14 protein-coding genes and 2 pseudogenes are annotated in these 21,268 nt (G+C 69.8%); 11 read left to right on the top strand and 5 right to left on the bottom strand.

The features are described 5' to 3' along the window. Window positions 1-11 precede the first annotated feature (11 nt). Together ACIQCJ_RS02185 and ACIQCJ_RS02180 are read right to left on the bottom strand one after the other, a co-directional pair. A complete protein-coding gene (locus ACIQCJ_RS02185; protein ID WP_402710429.1) occupies window positions 12-314 on the bottom strand; it encodes a helix-turn-helix domain-containing protein in 303 nt (100 codons plus the stop codon). Between the two features lie 156 nt (window positions 315-470). Continuing rightward, a complete protein-coding gene (locus ACIQCJ_RS02180) occupies window positions 471-1,010 on the bottom strand; it encodes a helix-turn-helix transcriptional regulator (RefSeq protein WP_402710428.1) in 540 nt (179 codons plus the stop codon). Between the two features lie 289 nt (window positions 1,011-1,299). Between ACIQCJ_RS02180 and ACIQCJ_RS02175 the strand changes: the two are divergent. From ACIQCJ_RS02175 to ACIQCJ_RS02160, 4 genes and pseudogenes are all read left to right on the top strand, one after another. Further along, window positions 1,300-2,819, top strand: a pseudogene (locus ACIQCJ_RS02175) (DnaB-like helicase N-terminal domain-containing protein). Between the two features lie 253 nt (window positions 2,820-3,072). Continuing rightward, complete coding sequence (locus ACIQCJ_RS02170; protein ID WP_402710427.1) at window positions 3,073-3,780, top strand: DUF2637 domain-containing protein; 708 nt, start codon at window positions 3,073-3,075, stop codon at window positions 3,778-3,780. Window positions 3,781-4,139: 359 nt separating this feature from the next. Then, window positions 4,140-4,676: a MobC family plasmid mobilization relaxosome protein gene (locus ACIQCJ_RS02165; RefSeq protein WP_402710426.1), complete on the top strand. Its 537-nt coding sequence runs from the start codon at window positions 4,140-4,142 to the stop codon at window positions 4,674-4,676. Next, window positions 4,673-6,404 (top strand): annotated as a pseudogene (locus ACIQCJ_RS02160) (relaxase/mobilization nuclease domain-containing protein). Before ACIQCJ_RS02165 ends, ACIQCJ_RS02160 begins: the two are co-directional and overlap by 4 nt. Window positions 6,405-6,498: 94 nt before the next feature. On the opposite strand, the gene ACIQCJ_RS02155 reads toward ACIQCJ_RS02160, so the two are convergent. After that, on the bottom strand, window positions 6,499-7,671 hold the full coding sequence (locus ACIQCJ_RS02155; RefSeq protein WP_391159257.1) for a helix-turn-helix domain-containing protein: 1,173 nt from the start codon (window positions 7,669-7,671) through the stop codon (window positions 6,499-6,501). 194 nt (window positions 7,672-7,865) lie between these two features. On the opposite strand from ACIQCJ_RS02155, the gene ACIQCJ_RS02150 reads away from it, so the two are divergent. The 7 genes from ACIQCJ_RS02150 to ACIQCJ_RS02120 all read left to right on the top strand — a co-directional run bounded on the left by ACIQCJ_RS02150 (window position 7,866) and on the right by ACIQCJ_RS02120 (window position 16,963). Then, entirely contained in the window at window positions 7,866-8,366 is a 501-nt protein-coding gene (locus tag ACIQCJ_RS02150; RefSeq protein WP_401305319.1) for an ATP-binding protein, read from the top strand. A 108-nt stretch (window positions 8,367-8,474) separates the two neighbouring features. Continuing rightward, window positions 8,475-8,876, top strand: a complete 402-nt coding sequence (locus ACIQCJ_RS02145; RefSeq protein ID WP_391159252.1) for a hypothetical protein — start codon at window positions 8,475-8,477, stop codon at window positions 8,874-8,876. Between the two features lie 180 nt (window positions 8,877-9,056). Further along, window positions 9,057-9,236 (top strand): FxLD family lanthipeptide, encoded by a 180-nt coding sequence (locus ACIQCJ_RS02140; protein ID WP_391159250.1) that lies wholly within the window; start codon window positions 9,057-9,059, stop codon window positions 9,234-9,236. Window positions 9,237-9,425: 189 nt separating this feature from the next. Continuing rightward, on the top strand, window positions 9,426-12,386 hold the full coding sequence (locus ACIQCJ_RS02135) for a lantibiotic dehydratase (RefSeq protein WP_402710425.1): 2,961 nt from the start codon (window positions 9,426-9,428) through the stop codon (window positions 12,384-12,386). After that, complete coding sequence (locus tag ACIQCJ_RS02130) at window positions 12,383-13,657, top strand: lanthionine synthetase C family protein (protein WP_402710424.1); 1,275 nt, start codon at window positions 12,383-12,385, stop codon at window positions 13,655-13,657. Before ACIQCJ_RS02135 ends, ACIQCJ_RS02130 begins: the two co-directional genes overlap by 4 nt. A 26-nt stretch (window positions 13,658-13,683) precedes the next feature. Then, entirely contained in the window at window positions 13,684-15,762 is a 2,079-nt protein-coding gene (gene fxlM / locus ACIQCJ_RS02125; protein WP_402710423.1) for a methyltransferase, FxLD system, read from the top strand. Window positions 15,763-15,850: 88 nt separating this feature from the next. Next, window positions 15,851-16,963, top strand: coding sequence for a hypothetical protein (locus ACIQCJ_RS02120; RefSeq protein ID WP_402710422.1), 1,113 nt, complete (start codon window positions 15,851-15,853; stop codon window positions 16,961-16,963). Here the strand turns inward: ACIQCJ_RS02120 and ACIQCJ_RS02115 are convergent. After that, on the bottom strand, window positions 16,956-18,182 hold the full coding sequence (locus ACIQCJ_RS02115; protein WP_402710421.1) for a hypothetical protein: 1,227 nt from the start codon (window positions 18,180-18,182) through the stop codon (window positions 16,956-16,958). The two genes, ACIQCJ_RS02120 and ACIQCJ_RS02115, sit on opposite strands and share 8 nt — an antisense overlap. A gap of 216 nt (window positions 18,183-18,398) precedes the next feature. Then, on the bottom strand, window positions 18,399-21,251 hold the full coding sequence (locus ACIQCJ_RS02110; RefSeq protein WP_402710420.1) for an RNaseH domain-containing protein: 2,853 nt from the start codon (window positions 21,249-21,251) through the stop codon (window positions 18,399-18,401). Between the last annotated feature and the right edge of the window lie 17 nt (window positions 21,252-21,268).

The following is a 21,268-nucleotide window of genomic DNA, read 5'->3' as shown; positions in this document are numbered from 1 at the left end:
GTCCGTCCCCCTCAGGCCGCGGTGGTGAAGTCGAAGGCGTCGCCGGCCTGCCGGGCGAGGAATGATCCCAGCGCCTCGGCGGGTATGCGGCGGAGGCTGCCGATCTTCACGGATGGGATCTGGCCGGAGGAGACGTACTCGTACATCTTGGTGCGGCTGATGCCGATGCGGCGGGCGGCTTCGGCGACGGTGAGGGCGACGAGGGTGGGGTCGCCGTGGGAGCCGTCGCGGGCCGCGATAAGCGTTCGCAGATCGTCCTCGGGTACGCCGAGGAGGCGGGCGATCTGGGCGACCGGGAGGTCGTTGGAGTGCAAGGCGGAAACCTCTCTTGGCGAGGCGTTGGGGCGGCAACCCCGGCCTCGCCGGTCTTGATCGTTCGTGGGTACGGGCGGTTGTGCTGCTGTACGGCAGCGGTGGGACATGGCTGATCCGCCGGCGTTCGTAGCACCGGCGGAAGCAGGGTCGTGGGACTACGAGGCCGTGTCCTGGTCGGGGGCGTGGAGCCAGCTCTGCAGCTTGGGGGGAGCGCCACGGTGGTGGCGGAACTCGCCGTGGGAGGCGACGGCCATCTCGTGGGTAAGCAGAGCCTTGACCATGTCGTCCTGGTCGGGGTGGGCCTTGGTGTACGCGCGGAGCTCGGCCTGGACGGCGTCCATGGTCTTGCCCAAGGCGCGCCACTGCTTCCACTGCTCGACGTACTCCCCGACGAGTCTGCGGATCTGGGGGTTGGCGATGTGGCCGGGCGCGGCGGTGAGGTCGTCGAGGGTGATGTCGAAGACCTTGCAGAAGCCGAGGGCCTCGTCGAGGTTGACGCGGCGGCGCGGCTTGCCGCTTTCGATGCGCCAGACGGCGGACTGGTTGATCGGGTGGCCGGCCTCGGTCATGCGCTCAGCGAGCGTGACGGTGCTCCACCCCCGGACCTCGCGCTCCATCTTGACGCGCTGCGCGACGTGGTCCTCCGGCAGAGGGCGTTCGGGTCCTGCGGCTCGAAATGCTCCCTCCTCGGTCATCGCGTCCTCCTCCTTCGGTTCGGGCCGTCAGGCGACGGCACGGGCGGGGCCTCAAGTAGTAAAGCCCATTCGGGAGCGAAATGCAAGCTAGTCATACGGCAATGCTTCTGATATGCTCGTGTGACTCCTGGGGACAGGGGCGAACACGAAGGAGAGAACGAAGAAGCCCCCCGGCGCTACGAACGCCGAGGGGCTGAAGCAGAAACCTCAACAACCGCCCGTACCCACGAACGATCAAGACCGGCTGGCTGGGATTGCCGTCCCGCTGCCTGCCAGGTGAGGAGTTTCCGTGAACCAGCGTACGGCCCCGGGGCCGGATGCGCCATCGCGTCCGCCGACAGCGGCCCCGGCCGTGGACGAGCCGCCCAACGATCTGGTCGCCGAGCAGGCGGTTCTCGGCGCGTGCATGTTCCGGCACCAGGCCGTGGACGAGGTGCGCGCGCTGCTGGCGCCGGAGGACTTCTACCGGCCCGCGCACGAGACGATCTACCGGGCGATCCTCGCCCTTCGCGCCGAGGTGCACCCACCGACCCGATCGTGCTGGGCGACCTCCTCCTCGGCCGGGGCGACCTGAACCGCGTCGGCGGTACCTCGTATCTGCACGTACTGGCCAGCGCTCCGCCGACGGTCGCGAACGCCGAGCACTACGCCGAGATCGTCCGCCGCAAGGCCGACCTGCGCCGCCTGCGGGAGAACGGCATCCGCACGGTCCAGCGGGCCACCGAGCCCGGTGCCGATCCCGACGCTATACGCAGCGCCGCCGAGGCCGGACTTCGCGCCGAACGCGACCGCGCCCTCGCCTCCGGGGGCGGCCGACTGTCCCGGTACCTGGTCGACGGGTGGCGGTTCGTCACGGAGACAGGCGCCGACACCGACCCGCTGTGGGGGACCCGCGAGCAGACCGCCTGGTCCTCCGGCGAGAGCCTGATGATCGTCGGCCCGCCCGGCGTCGGGAAGACCACACTGGCCCATCAGGTGATCCTCGCCCGCCTCGGCCTCCAGGACACCGTCCTGAGCATGCCCGTCTCCCCCAGCGAGCGGGTGCTGTACCTGGCCATGGACCGGCCCAAGCAGATCGCCCACGCCATGGCCCGCCGTATCGCGCCCGAGCACGAGCCGGTTCTGCGCGACCGGCTCGCCGTCTGGCAGGGCCCGCTGCCCGCCACCCTCGACAAGGAGCCCGACCTCCTGGCCGACCTCGCCGCCGCCCACCAGGCCGACACCATCGTGATCGACAGCCTCAAGGACGCGGTCAGCACACTGGTCGACGACGCCCTCGCGGTCGCCTTCCACAACGCCCGCATGCGCGCCCTGCGCAACGGCGTCGAGATCATGGAGCTCCACCACCAGCGCAAGGCCACCGCCGATGCCCCGCGCGGCCAACGCCCCACCCTGGACCGGGTCTACGGCTCCACGTGGATCACCTCCGGCGCGGGCAGCGTGCTGTTCATCGCCGGGGAGGCGGGCGACCCCGCCGTCACCGTCCACCACCTCAAGACCCCGACCGGCGAGATCGGCCCGCTCCAGGTCATCCACGACCACGAGCGCGGCACCACCACGATCGAGCCCACCTTCGATCCGGTCGCCATCCTGCGCGCCCACCCCGGCGGACTCAGCACCCGCGACCTCGCCGTCGTCGTCAGCGGCCAGGCCAACCCGGACCGGTCGGCCGTGGAGAAGGCCAGGCGGCACCTGGAACGCCTCGTCAAGAGCGGCCTCGCCAGGAAGACCGAAGGCGCGGCAGGCGGCACCGGAGGCGGCCAGCAGGCCCGCTATCAGGTCTCCAACCTGCACATCGCCGTCGGCTGACCGCTCCCTCGCCGGGCTGCCCCGACCGTACACGGGAGCGTACACGCGGCCCTGTTAGGACCGGCCTGCGAAAAGCGTTCACAACCGTCCACGCCTGCCACGAAACCGCAGGTCAGACGATCACGCGACCGTACACGGCGAACACGCCGCCAGGCGTACACGCGCGGACCCCCCTTTAGAAGGGGGTTCGCGTGTACGCCCCCTCGCCGGAGCCCCGTGATCGCCCCCACGTCACCACCATGGAGAAACCCGCATGACCAAGCACACTGCCGAGCGGTACGCGCTCGTCGCCGCCGGGGCCGTCATCATCGTCCTCACCGCCGGCGGCTTCTGGCTCTCGTACGCCCACCTCGCCGAAGTCGCCGGACAGCACGGGCTGAGGAACTACCCAGCGCGCCAGTGGACCTGGCCCGCGACCCTGGACGCCTTCATCGTCGCGGGCGAGCTGCTGATGCTCCGCGCGGGCCTGCGCAAGGTCCCCGACTGGTGGGCGATCGCCCTGACGGCGACCGGGTCGGTCGGATCCATCGCGCTCAACGTGGCCGGCGTCAGCGGAACGGGAAGCACTTCCGCAGCCCCCGTCCTCGACTACGTGGTCGCCGCCGTCCCCCCGACTGCCGCGCTCCTAGCCTTCGGCGTCCTGATGCGGCAGATCCACCAACTCGTCGCCGAGCCCACCACTGCCACAACGCCCGTAACCGCACAGGCGACGGAACCACCGCCCACAGAGCCGCCATCCGCAGATCAAGAGCCCTCGCCGCGCGGTGGCCGCCCGGCGGACGCCACGGTCGACGAACTCGTCGAGATCGGCCGGGTGGCGATCGCCGAGCACGGACGCGCCTCCCGAGCCGTCGTCCACCAGGCCATACGCGACAAGGGCCTCAAGGTCGGCGGCCAGCGGCTGACGCAGGCGATGGGCGTCCTGCGGGCGGAACTCGGCACGGACCAGGACGATGACTGACCGCCCTGGCGACCGGAACAGAGCCGGGGTGGTCGGAACAGTTCCGACCACCCCGGTCCACCCACCGCTCACACTTCCGCGCGGCACTGACGCGAACCGGCCCGTCGCAGCCCTCGACCGCAGCCGACCGCACCGCCGCAGCCGGGGGATACGACCACCCGCACCCACCTTCCGGAGCACCAGCCATGACACCTACCCCGAACCCCGCAGAGACCGCACCCGGCCTGCCCACAGCGGAGACGAAGTCCCGTAACGTGAACGGCCTGTGGCGGCGTGCCTTCGGAAAGATGGCCCCTGGCGGAGCCAGTAGTAACCCGAGTCCGACTCGCGGCCGGTCTCGGGGGATCTCCGCCCCAGGGGTGGCGGAGATGGCCCAGCGCGAGGGCGCGCAGGGCCGGGAGGTCGGGGCCGCATCCGACCCGGACACGCTCCACGCCACCCAGCAAGCCGTCCTCGCCCCAGCGTCCGCCGAACCCGCCGCGCAAGGCGTGCAGCCCACGATCCGCCGCTTCACCGGCGACAAACGCACCGCCCGCGTCGGCCCCCTCCGCTTCACCCCCGACGAGCACGCGCTCCTCCAGGAGGCCGCCGCGGAGCACGGCTACAAGGGCGAATCCGGCTTCGCCGCCGATATCGTCCTCGCCTTCCTCACCGGCCGGTTCACCGCGAACCTGCCGCTGAGCGAGGACCGGTGCCGCACGCACGTCTTCCGCGCTCAGGTCCTGCGCGCCCTCAGCCGCATAGGCAACAACGTCAATCAAATCGCCCGTGCCCTGAACAGCGACTACACCCCACCCGAGATACGCGAGCACCTTGCCGAACTGCAGCGCCTGCTCGTCACCATCGCCGAAGCCCTCCGCCAGCCGGCCGACGAGGCGGAGGTGGGACGCCCGTGATCGCCGCCATCAAGCCCGCGGGTGCCAACACCCGCGGCCTGCTCGCCTACCTCTACGGCCCCGGCCGCCACGACGAACACCTCGACCCGCACATCGTGGCCGGCTTCGCCATGCTCGGCATGCCCGACCCCGGCCGTGACGAGAACGCCACCCTGACCGCCCTGGCTCGCCATCTCGACGCACCCGTCGCCCTGCGCAACAGCGAGTTCGGCAAGCCGGTCACCGACCACGTCTGGCACTGCCCCGTCCGCGCAGCCCCCGAGGACCGCTACCTGTCCGACGCGGAGTGGGGCGAGATCGCCCAGCGCATCGTCGCCGCAGCCGGGATCGCCCCGGAGGGTGACGACCTGGCCTGCCGCTGGATCGCCGTCCGTCACGCCGACGACCACATCCACATCCTCGCCACCACCGTCCGCGAAGACGGCCGACGCCCCAAACTCCACGACAGCGGCATCCGCGTCGGTACCGCATGCCGCGAGATCGAGAGGGACTACGGCCTGCGCCGCCTGAACAAGGGCGACCGCACGGCCACCCGCGCCCCAAGCCAGGCCGAGATGCACAAGGCCGCGCGCCTCGGGTGGGAACAGACCAGCCGCGCATGGCTCCAGGACCGCATCCGTGCTGCCATCCCCCACGCCACCACCGCCGAAGGACTCCTCGCCTACCTCGAAGCCTGCGACGTCATGGTCAAACCGCGCCGCGGTCCCTCCGGCGACCTCCTCGGCTACTCCGTCGGCCGCCCCGGCGACCTCAACAAGGAAGGCGAGCAGATCTACCACCCCGGCGGGAAGATCGCCCCCGACCTCACCCCTGCCCAAGCTGAAAGCACGCCTGGAAGCCGGCACCCCCGAGGAGTACCCCACCGCCCGCCGCAACCGGCCCGGCACCCCCTGGCAGCACGCCACCGAAGCCCTGGACACCTTCAGCTACGAGATCAGCGTTACCGGGGAGGGGGCCGACGCTCGTGGCCAGGCTCAGATCGCCGCCTTGGGTGAGTTGATCGAAGCCACCGCCCAGGCCGCCCCCGCGGAACTCCGTGCCGAACTCCGCACGGCAGCACGAGCCTTCGCCCACGCCCAGCGCTCCCAGATCCGCGCCGAACACCACACCGCCACCACACTGCGAGCAGCTGCACGCGACCTCGTCAACGCGGGCATGGGCAAGGACGGCAGCCCCCTCGCCGTCCTGCTCTCAGCCCTCATCTGGTCCGCCATCCTCGCCGAACGCTGGCACACCGCCCGAAGCCACGCCCAGCAGGCCGCCGCCGCCCACCGGACCGTCCAGCACCTCCAAGCCGCCCACGACCAGGCAGCCGCACCCCAGCTCACCGCCCTCGCCCAACGCCAGCCCAACCCCGACACCCGCGCCACCCTCGCCAACGACGTGCGCGCCGCCATCCCCGACCACGCCACCCGCATCCTCGCCGACCCCGACTGGCCCGCCCTCGCCACCGTCCTCGCCGACGCCGAAGCCGGCGGCCACAAGCCGCTCCAGCTCCTCAAAGAAGCCGCCGAGCAACGCGAACTCCATACCGCCTCCCAGCCAGCCCGCGTCCTCCTCGGCCGCATCCAGCACACCAACCGCAACCCCGCCCCGAACCGCCGCGCTGAGGCCGCCCGCCTGCGGTCCCCTGTGATCGGAACGTCCCGTGCCGTTCAGGCGGACACGCTTCCGCCCGCGGCTCCCAATCCGCAGTCCGAGGCTCCTGGGTGGCGCCGTGGACGGTGACGCATTCCGCTGACGCGTATTGCGCCCGCGTCAGCCCTCCAACACCTCGCCAAGCCGCGCGGGGGGCTGACCGGGAAGCACCTGCCGTAGACCGTCAGAACTGGATGTGCGCCCTCTTCGCCAGCTTCACCAGGCGGGGGTTGCTGCGTTTGTGGGCCGAGGTGAGGACGCGGAGGACTTCCTGCGAGGTGGGATGGACCTTCGCCATCTGGGGGGCGAGGACCCATGCCATCTCCAGGTCCTCCAGCGCGCCGTCCCGGTCGCCGAGGGCGAGGCGGGAGCGGGCGGTGTTCATGTGGAGGGGGCTGGTCCGGGTGGCCGGGAGGGAGACCCCGTCGCGCATGAGGTCCTCCATCGTGCTGATGGCGTCGCCGTGCCGGCGCAGGTCCCCGCTGGTTGCGATCACGTGGACCGCGGTGTTCTCGGGCCCGAACTGGATGCCACAGCGCTCGACGTCCTCGCTGAAGTCGTCCGCGACAGACCACGCGCGGCCGATGTGCTGGTCGGCGGTCCGCTTGTCCTGAAGGCGCCCGGCCAGCGTCAGGCCGCGCAGGTGGAGGATGCCCAGGGCGTACGTACGTCCCCGTCCCGTCGCGTTTCCCTCCGCCTCGACAATGGCGCGGTCCACGACCGCGAGGCCGTCCTCGAACTCGCCGTGGTTGAGGTAGATCCCGGCCTCGTCCCGGGCGGCCAGGGCGGCGGTCACCGGGTCGGACTGCTGTGCGGCCAGCTTCTGCTTGGTGACGGCGAGATCGGCCAGCGTCATCCAGCGGTGCCTGGCGGCCAACCAGTAGACGGAGGAGTACGCCTCCACCACCCATGCCCAGGCTTCCGGCGTACCCACCGCGTGCGCGTGGTTCTGCGCCCCGCAGACCAGCGCCGGCAGGTCGGTCAGCACCTTGTCGAGGTCGGCGCTGCTACGGGTACGGCCCATCGCGTCCAGGGCCGCCCTGACCTCCTCGCCGCTCATCTCGGGCTCGTGGGGGAGGTCGAATCTGCGCACCGCGCTGTTGAGGGCCTTCACCGAAGCCGCGGCGTCCAGCGGGACGGCCGTGGTGCCGAGCACCTCTTCGAGAGAGAGGTTCATGGCACGCGCGAGGGCGGCCGCGACGCCCTGCGTCAGCGTGCGCTCACCCCGCTCGATCTTGCCGAGCTGGGAGGTCGACACCCCCGCCGCCGCGGCCAACCGCGCCTGCCCCCAGCCCCGTTCCTTGCGGAGCCGGGAGACGTTGGCACCGGGCCCAGGAACTGCGATGACTGATCCCATGTCGCCAGTGTCCCTCTGATCGTCTTCCTTCCCAGCCATGCTCTCAGCCCATCCATACCCCCACCCCGGGCTTGTGCACTTCTTGTGCACTTTCGCCGATCGTTTCTGTCGTTGACTGATTACAGACAGCAGCGTTGCCCCGGTCGTCCCACAGACGCCGTGGCTGCCCGGAGACATCGGTGAAGGGTGTGGTCATGACCTCCAGCTCCCGCTTACACAGCGTGCTGGACCTGGCATGCGAACGGTCGGCCGTCCGTTACGCCAAGGGGCACGCCGACGCCGTCTTACGCGACTGGGGCCTGCCCGAAGACCTCGCGTACGACGCCCTCACCGTTGTCGCCGAACTGGCTTCCAACGCCGTACGCCACGCAGGCGCCGAGGCAAAGCCGTTCGCCCCCGACTGCGGACAACCGCACGTTCCCCGGTGCGAGTTGACCCTGTGGATCGCAGCCGACCGCCTGTGCATAGCCATGTACGACGAAAGCCCGCGCCCGCCTCTCCTGCGCCCGCCCTCCGCCGAGTCCGAGAACGGCCGGGGCCTGCAACTGGTGAACGGCCTCAGCGATGGCGCATGGGGCTACCAGCCGGCCGCACACCGTCCGGGGAAGGCCGTCTGGGCCCAACTCCCCGTCACGGCCGGCGTTCCGCCGGAACCCGCTCTGACCACCACCGGCAACCACGCGGTGACCGCGTGAGTACATCTCAGCACGCCGAGCCGCGCCGTCGCTCGGCCAGACCGCCTCCGGCCGCCTCGGCCGATCCGATCCGCACAGTGATCCACACCCACCTCCTAGGAATACGCCGTGACCACCGCCACCTCCAATTCCCCGACGGACCGCGACCCGGTGCCCAGCCGACCGCCCCTCTGCTCCGCGATGACGGTCCTGCCCGACCCCCTCGCCCGCACCGCCCTCGCCTGGGCCGGCGATCGCCACGGCATACCCGCCGACATCCGCGACCTGCGCTGCACCCTCGAACACCACACTGGCGGCCACCATTACGCCTTGGTCCACGATGTCGCCGAGAAAACGGCCGCGTGGAGCCGCTGGCTCCATGACAGCACCCCCGACACGCTGCTCGTCCTCCCCGACTGCCCCGCCTCCCACCCCGCCCACGGCGGCTGTGGCGAGTACGAAGGTCACCCCGGTGGTCACACCTGGCAGATTGACGACCCCCTGGAACCCCCGTTGCGCTCCGGTCGGTGAGACGAGTCACACCTCGTAACAGGCCGGTGCCACGCCTGCGTCCGACGCCGCACCCAAGCCAGCGCCTCGGGCCGGTGGCCGGTAACCACCTCCGCGGCGTGGTTGTCTCCATGCGCTCCGCACGTAGGCACTTGTCAGCAGCACCATCCGCACCCCCCAAAAAAACGAAAGGGAATTGGCATGAGCCCCAACATCACGCACACCACGAAGGCGCAGCCGGTGGCCGCAAGCACGACGACATCGGACGGCTTCGAACTGGACGTCACCCTGGTCGAGGTCGGCGATGTCGCAGGTCTGATCAGCCTGACGGACGACGGCTGCGGCTCGACCTGCGGCGCCTGCACCACCAACGTGGCCTGATCCCAGGCACTCGGTATCCGGCCGGTGTCTTCGTGTGCGAAGGCACCGGCCGCCCGTCTGGACCAGGAGGTCGTGATGGCTCCGAGCACCACCTTCCGTGCCGGGAGCACCGCGCTCGTCCGCGCGGTCGCTCGGCCGAGAGTCCCTGTCCCTCCAGTCCCTAGCCTCGATGACCCTTCTCCCCGCGGCATGGCTCTCCGGCTGGCGTGGTTGCGAGAGGTCTGGTCCGAGAGGCACGTTGCCGAGGCGCTGGAGCACGCGAGTCCGGCCCTCGCCTCCCAGGTGCGGGCCCTGTGCTCCTGCGAAGCCCCGGCCGACCGTGACGTGCGGCGCGCCGCCGCCTCGGTGGCCCGCTATGTACTGCGTGCCGAGCAGCGGGCAACTCCCTTCGGTCTGTTCGCCGGCGTCACCGCCGCCGCCATCGGGACAGGAGCAGGGGCGACGTGGGGTTCGGACCATACGGTCATCGCGCGGGCGAGCGCGGAGTGGCTGACGGCCGTCATCGAACGGCTGGAGTCATGTCCCGAGCTGCTGGAGCGACTTCCGGTGCTACTCAACAACACCGTGCAGGTACGCGGTGGACAGCTGGTTGTCCCGTACGAGTCCGACGTCCGCAGCGACCGGCGACGTGCGGTCGAGGCATCCATCGTGCTGACCGAACCGGTGCGGGTGATCCTGGACGCAGCAGCCCGCGAACCCATCTGCGCAGGTGTCCTCTCCGACAAGCTGGCCGCGGACTTCCCTGCGGCAGGTCCGGGCCGGGCGCAGCGGCTCGTGCAGGGACTGATCCACAACCACGTGCTGATCACCAGCCTGCACGCGCCGAGCACCGAGACCGACGCCCTGAACTACTTGCTGAGCCAGCTCGATGCCGTGAACGCCGACGCGGTCGCTCCGGTCACCGGTACGGTCCGCGAACTACGTACCGTGCGGGACGACCTGCGTAGCTGTGACTCGCCCGGCGGCCGGGCCCGCGCCGCCGCGCGGATGCGGTCCGTGGTTCCGGACCTCAACCGCCACCCCCTTGTCCTCGACATGCGCTTGGACGCGACGGTCGAGCTGCCGGAACAGGTCGCCCGCGAGGTCGAGCGCGCCGCCGGCGTTCTGGCCCGGGTCAGTGCCCTGCCGTACGGGACCACGGCATGGAAGGCGTACCAGCGCCGCTTCTACGAGAAGTACGGCATCGGCACGATGGTGCCGCTCACCGACGTCGTCGCCGACAGCGGCACCGGCTTCCCCGACGGATATCCAGGCGCCCAGACAGCCGGGCGCCGCTCCCGCCTCTCCGCGCGGGACGACACTCTGGTGCGGCTGGCGCAGGCCGCCGCCCTCGACGGCCGGGACGAAGTGGTCCTCACCGACGAGCTGATCGCCGCGATGGAACTGGGGCCGGAGCACCCCAGGGTGCCGCCGCACCTGGAGGTCGGCGTTCGGGTGCACGCTGCCGGTGCCGAGGAACTGCGACGCGGCCGGTTCCGGCTGGAAGTGGCGAGCGTGTCCCGCGGCGTCGGCGTCACCACAGGCCGATTCCTCAGCGTGCTGGCGCCCGAGGACCGCGAGCGGCTGGCGGCGGAGCTGGCCGACCTCCCGACCGCCGACGCCGGCACCGTCGTGGCCCAGTTGTCCTTCCCACCGCTGCACCCCGCCAGCGCACACGTCACGCGCGCTCCGCAGGTCCTGCCCACCGTGATCAGCGTCCAGGAGCACCGTGGCCCGACCGCCGACGTGCTCGGCCCGGCCGACCTGGCAGTGGCCTGCGACGGCCGCCGCATGTATCTGGCCGCGCCCGCACGCGGGCAGCGGATCGAGGCCGTAGGCATGCACGCGCTGAACCTGAAGGAACACACGCCGCCGCTGGTCCGCTTCCTCACCGAGCTGTCCCGCGCCCAGTGCGCGCAGGTCACCCTGTTCGACTGGGGCGCCGCGAACGCGATGCCGTTCCTGCCGCGGCTACGCTACGGCCGTACGGTGCTCGCCCCGGCACGGTGGCGGCTCGAAGCCGCCGAACTGCCCAGCCACGACTGCCCGCAAGGCCAGTGGGACACGGCCCTTGAGGACTGGCGGATCCGGCGGCGGATGCCGCTGCGGGTCCACCTGGCCGAAGGCGATCGACGCCTCCTCCTCCACCTCGATCACGCCGCGCACCGAACCCTGCTGCGCCGGCATCTGAACCGCGCCCCGTCGGCGGTCCTCGTGGAAGGGCCGGACGCCGACGCGTACGGCTGGTGCGACGGCCGCGCGCACGAGGTCGTCGTACCGCTCAAGGCGACCCGACCCCCGGCCTGGCCCACTCTGCCGATCCCCAGCCCGGACCGGGCCTTCTCTCCGGAACAGATCCAGACGCCCGGTCTCTCCTCGCTTCTGCTCGCCACCCTTTACGGAGACCTGCGCCGCCAGGACGTTCTCCTCGCCCAGTACGTCCCCGACCTGCTGGACCGGCTCGGCGGCCCGGCTTGGTGGTTCATCCGCTTTCGCGACCCCGCCCACCACCTGCGGCTGCGCATCGCGCTGCCCGATCCCGACGCCTTCGCCGAGACCGTCCGCACCGTCGGCACCTGGGCCAACGAGCTGCGCACAGCCGGACTGCTGTCGGACCTGCGCTTCCCCGCCTCCTACCGCGAGATGGGCCGCTGGGGATCGGGCTCAGCCTGGGACGCCGCCGAGGAGGTGTTCCGTACCGACTCGCGGGCCGTCGTCACCCAACTCGCCCAGCGCCAACGTCCGCCGCAACGCGCACTGGTGGCCGCGCACAGCATCGGCATCGCCACCGCGTTCCTCGGCAGCACCGAGGCCGCGATGCGGTGGCTGATCACCCACATCCCCTCCACCGGGCCCGCCCCGGTGCCGCGCCCACAATTCGCCGAGACCGTACGGCTGGCCGACCCGTCCAACGGTTGGGCGGCGCTGCACGACGTTACCGGTGGGCAGGCCACCGTGGAAGCGTGGGCCGACCGGGACACGGCGCTTGCCGCCTACCGCTCCCACCTCCCAGGGCCGGACACCCAAGGCATCCGCCTGGACGACGTCCTCTCCTCACTCCTGCACGTCCACTTCGTACGGCACGTCGCGGTCGACTTCCCGGAGGAGGAGATCTGCCTCTACCTCACCCGCGCCGCCGCCCTCGCCTGGTGCTCCCGGAGGGCACGGTGACCGATCCCCACGCGCTGAAAGTGGCGGACACCGTCGCCGACCTCCTGGCCGACCCCGACACCGCCCCGATGAGTCCGCGCACCATGACCACCGACCGGCAGCAGCTCGCGTACGGACCCCTGGGGATCGCGCTGCTGCACATCGAACGCGCCGCGGCCGGTCTGGGCCCGTGGCAGCGCGCCCACGCCTGGCTCGCCGCCGCCACCCAGCAGCCGTTCACCAGCGGACCCGACAGCCACCCCTTCTACGGCGCCCCGGCCCTCGCCCACGCCGTGGCCTGCGCAGCCGAGCACCAGGGCGGCCCTTATCAGCGCGCCCTCGCCGGCCTCGACGCGCAGATCGACCGCGATGTCCGTCGGCGCCTCGACACCGCGCATCGACGCATCGACGCCAGCGGCTTGCCTGAGCTGGCCGAGTTCGACGTGATCCGAGGACTCGCCGGCTACGGCGCCTTCCTTCTTCACCGCGACCCGCACGACCCCACCCTGAACAAGCTCCTCCACTATTGCGTCCGCCTCACCGAGCCGGTCGCCCACGACGGCGAGATTCTGCCCGGCTGGTGGACGACCTCCGGTCCCTCCGGCCGCCCGGACAAACGGTTCCCCGGCGGACACGCCAACAACGGCATGGCGCACGGCATCAGCGGAGTCCTCGCGCTGCTGGCTCTCGCCGCCCGGCGCGGCAACACTGTCGTCGGCCACCTCGAAGCGATCCGGACGATCCTGGCGTGGCTCGATCGGTGGCAGGAAGAGGGCGGTCCCGGCGTCGCCTGGCCGTTCTGGGTCACCCGTGCCGAACTCCGCAAGGGGCGTTCCGTCCCCTTCGCACCGCGCCGCCCCTCATGGTGCTACGGCACCGCCGGCCTCGCCCGTGCCCAGCAGCTCGCCGCCCTCACCCTCGGAGACGTACACCGCCAAGTCGAGGCGGAGGCAGCACTCGTGGCCGCCGTCACCGACTCCGCGCAGCTCAATGCCACCACGGACAACGGCCTGTGCCACGGTTTCGCCGGACTCGCGCACGTCGCGGCCCGTACCGCCGCCGACGCCCACCCTTCGACCGTCGCACAGCTCCGCGCCGCGATCCCGGCGCTCCTGAGCACGGTGTGTCCGCCGGGCACCGAACCCGCCACCGTGGCCAAGGCACTGATGCAGGACGAGAAAGCCGGTCCCGGGTTCCTCGACGGCGCCGCCGGTATAGCCCTGGCACTCCTCTCTCCCGCCACCACCAGCCCGCCCGCATCCACCTGGGACTCCTGCCTGCTCCTGGCCTGACCCCGCCGATCGAAGGACCCCCGGCCATGGACCCGTACCCCTGGCACCAGCACAACGTCGTCTTCACCGACCGCGAGAGCGGCAAGCACGCCATCACCGAACGCCTCGGCCCCGCCCTCTTCGCAGCCGAGGAAGCCGGGCAGCTCGACGGCTGGTGGTTCATGAACAAACAGCCCTGGCCGCTACGTTACCGGGCCGCGCAGCCGTCGCTGCTGGTCGAGTCGGTCCTGAGTGAACTCGCTGACGAGGGCGTGGTGAAGTCCTGTCCGCCCGGCATCTACGAGCCGGAGTCCATCGCCTTCGGCGGAGCCCTCGCCATGGGCGCCGCCCACGACCTTTTCCACGAGGACAGCCGACACCTGCTCACCTACCAGCCCGGCCCCGGGCGGCTGGGCCGTCGCGAGACCGCCGTCCTCTTGCTCAGCGCCCTGATGCGCGCCGCCAATCTCGACTGGTTCGAGCAGGGCGACGTGTGGACCAAGGCCGCCGTACTGCGACCGGCCACCGACTTCCCCCCGGAACGGGCCGCCGCCCTGATACCGGCGATGCGCACCCTGATGACCGTCGACGCGGGCAGCCTGTGCCGCCCGGACCGCCCGCTCGACGGGCACGCCGAGTGGGTGACCGCCTTCGAGCGGGCCGGAACGACGCTGGCCATCCTCGCCGTTGGGGGAGGGCTCTCGCGCGGTCTGCGCGCCGTCATCGCCCACCACGTGATCTTCCACGCCAACCGCGCAGGTCTCCTCCCGGACGACCAAAGCGCCCTGTTCACCACCGCACGAGAGGCAGTCATGGGATCGAGTGACACCACCGCGTCGTCCGTCGAGGGCACGCCCGAAACCACTAGCGTCGGGGCGGTGACCACCGACATGATCGCCACTGACGGGGCCGAGGCCGTACGACTCCGCAATGCCCTGGTCGACCAGATCCGCGCATCCGGCAACGCCCGCACGCCAGCCGTCGACACCGCCCTGCGTACCGTGCCTCGCCACCTGTTCGTGCCCGACGCGGCCCTCGAAGACGCCTACGCCAACAGCCCGGTCAACATCAAGTACGACACCGACGGCACGTCGATCTCCTGCGCCTCCCAGCCCGGAGTCGTCGCCCTCATGCTGGACCAGCTCGACGCCCGCCCCGGGGAACGCATCCTCGAACTCGGCGCCGGCACCGGCTACAACGCTGCCCTCCTCGCCCACCTCGTCGGCGAGACCGGCCACGTCACGACCATCGACGTCGACGACGACCTCGTGGAGGGCGCCCGCGCCCACCTGACCACCGCCGGGTTCAGCAACGTCGAGGCGCTGACCCGCGATGGCGCACTCGGCCACGCCGAAGGCGCTCCGTACGATCGGATCATCGCCACGGTAGGCGCGCACGGCGTCCCGCACGCCTGGCTCGACCAGCTCGCACCGGGCGGACGACTCGTCGTTCCCCAGCGCCTCAAGGGCAGCGTGTCGCGCTCCATGGCCTACGAGCAGCACGACGGCCGCTGGAACAGCGTCAGCAGCAAGATGAACACCTTCATGCCCCTGCGCCGCGGCATCGCCGACGACAACCGTCGCGTTATCCCCCTCAGCACGGACGGCACCGTACGGCTCCAGGCCCCCGCCGGCCAGCCCGTCGACGCCGAAGCCCTCGCCGGAGTGCTGGACCAGCCGCGCACCGAGGAGTGGACCGGCATGACCGTCCGGGCCATGGAGTCGCCGGAGTGGATGGAGCTGTTCGTCTCCTGCTCCCTGCCCTCCGGTCTGGTCCGGATGCTGTTCCCGGCCGACGCGAAGGGCACGCTGCTCACCGAGGACCCCTACCCGTCCTCCACCGCGGCCGTCGACAAGGGTGCCGTCACCTACCTCGCCCGCCGCCTGTCGAAGCAGACGAACTCCGAGGGCGGCAAGCTCTGGGAGTTCGGCGTCATCGGCCACGGCCCCGGCAGCGACGAGTTGGCCGCGAAGGTCGCCGACGCGCTCCGCACCTGGGACCGCGACTTCCGGGGCCGCGAGGCCACCTTCGAGATCCAGCGTCTCGACGCACCCGCGATCGAGCAGCGGCCGGGCCTGTTCGTCATCGACACCCCGCTGAACCGCATCGTCGTCGACTGGCGGTAACGCCGTCTCACGTTTTGGGGGGAGCCCGCAGGTGCAGCCGACGGGCTCCCCCGGCCCCTCCCCACCCCCTTCACCTGCAGGCGGACTCATGGACCCGCACGGCCCGATAGCCAAACGCTTCCCCCTCGTCGCCCGCTTCCGCCCCGCTTGCCTGCCGCTGCCCGACCGCGTGCGGGCACTGGCGGATCTGGCCAGCCGGGCCGCTGAGCAGAGCGACCAGGGCTTGGCCTCCACCGTCTTCAACCAGGCCGCCCTTCTCGCCTCCGACGTCGGCCTCCCCGACCTCGCCCGGTCGATGTGCCACCGCCACGCCAAGGCGTACCTGACCGCAGGCCCGCTGCCCGCCATGAGCGCCATACGCGGCCTGGAACCCCTGATCAACCTCGCCCGCCTACAGATCCGCGCCGGCCACCCCGATGAAGCCCGCCAACGCCTCCTCGACCTCTACGAAGCCGTGGGCACCGGCAGCCCGGCCACATTCGAGGGCATCACCGTCCCGGCCGATCTCACCCGCACCGACGAAGACCGACGCGAAGTCCACGCGTGGCTATGGCGCGTCCTCCTCGCCGACGGCACCCGCACCTTGACCACCACCGGCCGCTGGCAGGAAGCCCTCGCCCACATCGAGCACCACCACGGCATCGGCACCCGCATGCTCGACGGCCGCCAGGTCGCCGTCGTCGCCTCACTCACCGAAGGCGACACCGACCGTGCCGCCGAACTGCTCACCAGTACGGCACCTGGCGAACCGTGGGAGCAGCTCGTCACAGCCTGCCTGACCGCCCTCTACCGCCGCGACGCGGAGCAAGACCTCGACAACCACTTGTCCGACCTCGAGAACATGTACCTGGCCCAGGAAGTCGAGCCTGGGCTCACCGTCTTCGACATCCGCCTCGGCCTCACCGCCCTCGATGCGGTCGCGTCCACCGGCCATTCCGCAGCGCGCAGGCTCGTCGAAGACATTGCCCGCCGAACTGCGGATGCCCGTGACGGCTACGCAGCCCGCGAGTTCATCACGCATCCCCTCGCCACTATGCTGGCGACGCCCCGGCAGATCCAGGAATGCCGTGAACTGATCGGATCCTGCGCTCTCGGATCCGGTGCCCTCCCGGGCGGGCTCATCGATCTTTCGGCCGCGGTGGACACCGTCGGAGAGGTGCTCTCACAAGCAATCTTCGAGCAGCCAGGCCCAGTCATCTGAAGCGTGCCGCCGGAGCGCTTGCCAGGAAGGTGTCGATCGCATCAACAGCTTCGGTGAGGTGCCGGAAGACTCTCGCAGAGCGTCCTACGCGTCGCACACCGCGCGTCAAGGGCTCTCGCATATGCTTTTCACAGACGACAATGTCGGCATACCCGGCGGCACACGATAGATAGATCATATCTGTAAGGTCGTTGGGCCGCCACGTTGTGCCCTTGTTCAAGTGCCTCTGGTGCAGCGTCTCACGGAAAATCCCCAGCATCGGGTAGCCGTTGATGTCTCGGATAACATCCTTCATGAACCATTGCGGCAACTGTTCAAGCGGCAAACCTGCCGAGTACGACTCCTCGGCGAGCTCACGGCGCAGGTCCGACAACATAAGAATATCGATTACCTTGCGCTTCTGTTGAGAATCGCGCCCCTCTCCATCTAGCCAGTCGCTGAATCGCTGATTCGCCGCAGCCCAACCCGTGTCCGGCCCCGTTTCGAGCCGCTCTGCATCGAGCATGGTATCGATGTAAGCTACCGCCGAAGTCAGAGTCTCGACGGCCCGCACCTGTTCCGGGGGGAGATCTTTGGATGCCGAGTAGCCCTGCTTGCCTCGTATTGATGAATGGAGTGCATTCGGGTCAAGGGTGAAGACTGCCTCGGCCTGCACGCTGTCCGGCTTGGACAGCCGGAGGCGGAGACCGGCCTGAATTTCGTTTCGGCGAACCTGGGGGGGGTCGCGCATCTGCCAGCCGCGGCTGCACTGCAGTATCGTCAGCCCCAGTTCATACCGCTTGCGAGCATCAAAGCGCTTGGTTGTCTCGTAGTAATGGGCGGAGGATGCTGGCAGGACGAGACGCCCTTCCCTGAGCCACGTATCAAGCCGATCGGCCGCTTCGCGCAATTCTTTACTGACCTCATGGGCCCTGTGACGGGCATTGCTGAGAGCACTCCACTGATTTTGGTCCAGATAAACCACGAGGCGCCCCGCGAGTTGATCAAGGGCATCACCGATGGGTAGTTCGAAGAGAACCTCATCACCATATTGGGTCTCGACCAGAAGCGCGCCCAAAAACGGCGCCAGATGGATCTTCGACAGCACGCTGCTGGCCTCGAATGGTGACGACGACAAGGGGAACCTGGCTTCCTTGCCGTCCGACCGCGTGAAGACAATGAAATCGGCCTTCCGATCCATCGTGATCAGGATAAAGACCGGTTCCGTTTCAGTACTCATCGCACCATCGTCGACCATCGCGCTCGGGTAGTCCAGTCAATTGCGTGGACGCCGCATTGCTCCGACTCAGATGGTCAGCGGCAGTTCTGTGCACGCATACGCCTGTGTGCGCCCACAACTGATCCAAGTGGGTTCACGGCCAGCCGGGACAAGCAAGTCGCGGTTCCGTATGTGGGGCGGTATCGCGGAACTCGGCGAAGCCGGCCCTTCCAGGCCCTATTGCTCCTGCTCCTCGGTTCCCTCGGCGGTAGCGTCCTCGATACCGAGTTCCGGGCTCGGCTTCTCCTCAGGTGCGGCAGTGCGTCGGTACTGCGGGTGGTCGAGGTCCATCTGCTTCGCGGCGTGCAGGGGGACGGGGAAGCGGGAGCGGCCGTCCCAGAACTGGCTCTGGTGGCAGAGCTTCGCTGTGGTGATGGCGAGGGCTTCCTCGGAAACTCCGGCAGCGCAGGCGAGCGGGTAGATTTCGCTGGCCGTCATGGAGTACCAGTTCTGTGGCATCTCCCCCTTGCGGCGTTCCTCCTTCTTCTCGGAGAAGACGGAGGCCTTGGCATCCCAACGTGTGTACTTCGAACCCAGTCGGCCCGCCCCGTCCCCGTCGAAGGCTCGTGGGACGTTGCAGAGGATCCATGCAGGCGTGCCGAAGTCCGTGGTGACCTGGTAGAGCGTGGTCGCGGTGTCCTGCTCCACCGGCTCGCTGTCCTTGGCCTTGACAAGACGGGTGGTGCTCACAGGCTGCGGCACTTCTTCGCTGTCGATGTTGATGCGGATGACGGCCTGCGGCCTGTCATCGCGGCTCAGCGTGGTGCCAGGGAGCCAGTACCGGCTGGTGCCGTCACCGGGCGAACCTCCCTGTCGCATGTTCTGCAGCCCGTCCCACATACGGCGGGAGGCCTGCTCGTCCACGGTGACCACGTACGGGGTGCCGTCGAGTTCGTCGGCGAGGTCGGCGAGGGCGCGTTCCACTGTCTCGGCCGCGTCGTCCCAGCGCTGCCGGTAGGTCTTCTTATCTCCCGTTCCCTCCGGGTAGGCGCTGGCGTGGAAGGCCGGCTGGGCGAAGTGGTAGGGCTGCCATTCGGGGCGTGTAGAGCTCCACCCGAGCATGGTCCAGGTGCCACCGGTGGCTTGCGGAGGCACGAGGGCGGACGCGGTGATGACGACCTTGGGCTGGCCGAACTCCCCCTTGCGCCGGTTCTGCTGCCTTACGTGGATGCCGACGTGTGCGATGCGGTCGACCGGGTACCCCGCCTTCTCGGGCCGTAGGGCGTCTGCAATGCGGCCGTCGACGATGCCGAGTGACCGGTAGAGGTCGAGAAGGGCCATCTCGGCGGGGTGGTCCTTGGCCTTGGGCTTGAAGACGACACCCTTCTCGTCCTGGCCGCGGAGGTACTGGGTGGGGACGCCGAGGTCTCCGAGGATGTTCCTGGTCTGGGGCTTGGCGTCGAGATCGTCCAAGTCGATGCCCGCATACTCCTCAGCCACGGCCGACGTGGGAATCTCGGTCTCGCACCATGCCGCGACAAGCACCCCGTTCTGCGAGCGCATCGGTGCGCCGATGGCCGCCAGTGCGTCCCTGCGCCCGCGAGAGGGGCCGGGCTTGAGGAAGTCGGGCGCGTGGCGGAACTCTGCGACGATCTGGTCGCCGTGCAGCTGGAGTTCCTGGCCGTTCTCCGGGTCGAGCCCTTCGGGGTCGAGGTCGAAGCTCTTGCAGAAGGTGTCGAGCATCCGCAGCCGGGCATCGTCCTGGTACCAGAGGCAGATGATGCGCAGTTTCTTGAAGCCGGCGGCCTCGACTGAGGCGAAGATGGACTCCGGGGCGGGGAAGAGGGTGCCGCGCTTGCGGATCGGACCCAGTGTCTTGGGCTCCGGATGTGCCTCGCGCTCGGCCTTGCGGCGGAGGTACTCCGTCTTGGAGATGTTCTCCGGGTCCGTCGGCCGGTGCGGCAGGCTCATCCGCACCTCACGGGCCTCCAGTGGCACTGCATCGGTGTCGAAGACCTTGGTGAAGTGCTGGTGCAGGAGCCGCAGATGCTGCATGCCGGGACCGGTGCCGATGGGGAAGGAGAAGTTCTTCGGCAGGATGGGCCAGACCTGGCCGGGGTGCTCGCTGGGGAAGCGGGGCGGCTCCTTTCCCTCGGCTTTTGCCTTTGCCGCCTCGGCGAGCAGCTTCTGCTCCGCCTGCGACCGCTTGTCGATGGCGCGCAGGACGGAGTAGTCCATCTCCAGGCGGCCGAGGGCTTGCAGAGCCAAGCGGTTGATGGTGCGGGCGCCTCCGCGGCCGTTGAGGGTGACCTCAAGGAGCGGGTGGTCCTCGCCGGGCTGCTCGGCGAGGGCGGTGTTGGAGAAGACCAGGGAGGACGAGATCCGGGTTACCCGGGATGTCAGCAGCAGCACGGGGTTGGCGACGTTGGGCAGCGTCTTCAACTTGAGAGCCGTCCGGGAGAGGGCGTAGCGACCGCCCTGCTCGTTCGTCCAGGGGTCGTCGAAGGCGACCAGGCCGCCGGTGGTGTCGGGCCGCAGTTTGACGGTCCGGCTGTCGGAGATGGCCCAGGGCTCGGTGGCGAGCTGCTGGGAGAGCTGCCAGGCAACTGTGCGATAGAGCCAGTTGGGGGCCGTGGGCTGGGCGTCCTTCGTGGCCTGGAGGTAGTCGGCTAGCAAGTACTTGTGTTCGGGGGTGTCAGCGAACCGCTTGGCGAGTTCGGGAGGAGCGGTGAGGTCGATGGTGCTGACGTCCAGGCCCAGGGCGAGGTGGTAGGCGAGGGTGAACACACGGCGGAGCAGCTTGTCGTCGAGGGGGTGGAGGGAGGCGAGGAACGGAGCGCGGCGGTCGGGTTCGAAGTAGACGTAGCCGCCACTGGTCATGTTGAGGACGGTGGTGGCGATGGAGTAGGGGGCTTGGGCCGAGTCGTTCCTGAACTTTTTCTTGCAGAGCCTGTCGAAGTCGTCCCAGAGCTTCCAGGTCGCCTCGTCGAAGTGGCGCACGTGGACTCCGGCGTCGCTGACCAGTCCTGGGGTGCAGCGGAAGGCGAGGGTGTTCAGGTACTTGCCGGGTTCACGGTCCTGCTGGGTCACGTGACTCTTCCGTCTCT

Origin of the sequence: Streptomyces sp. NPDC093221 (assembly GCF_044753885.1) — a bacterium.
In the GTDB taxonomy this organism is placed as follows: Bacteria; Actinomycetota; Actinomycetes; order Streptomycetales; family Streptomycetaceae; genus Actinacidiphila.
This window is presented reverse-complemented; position numbering and strand designations above follow the sequence as displayed.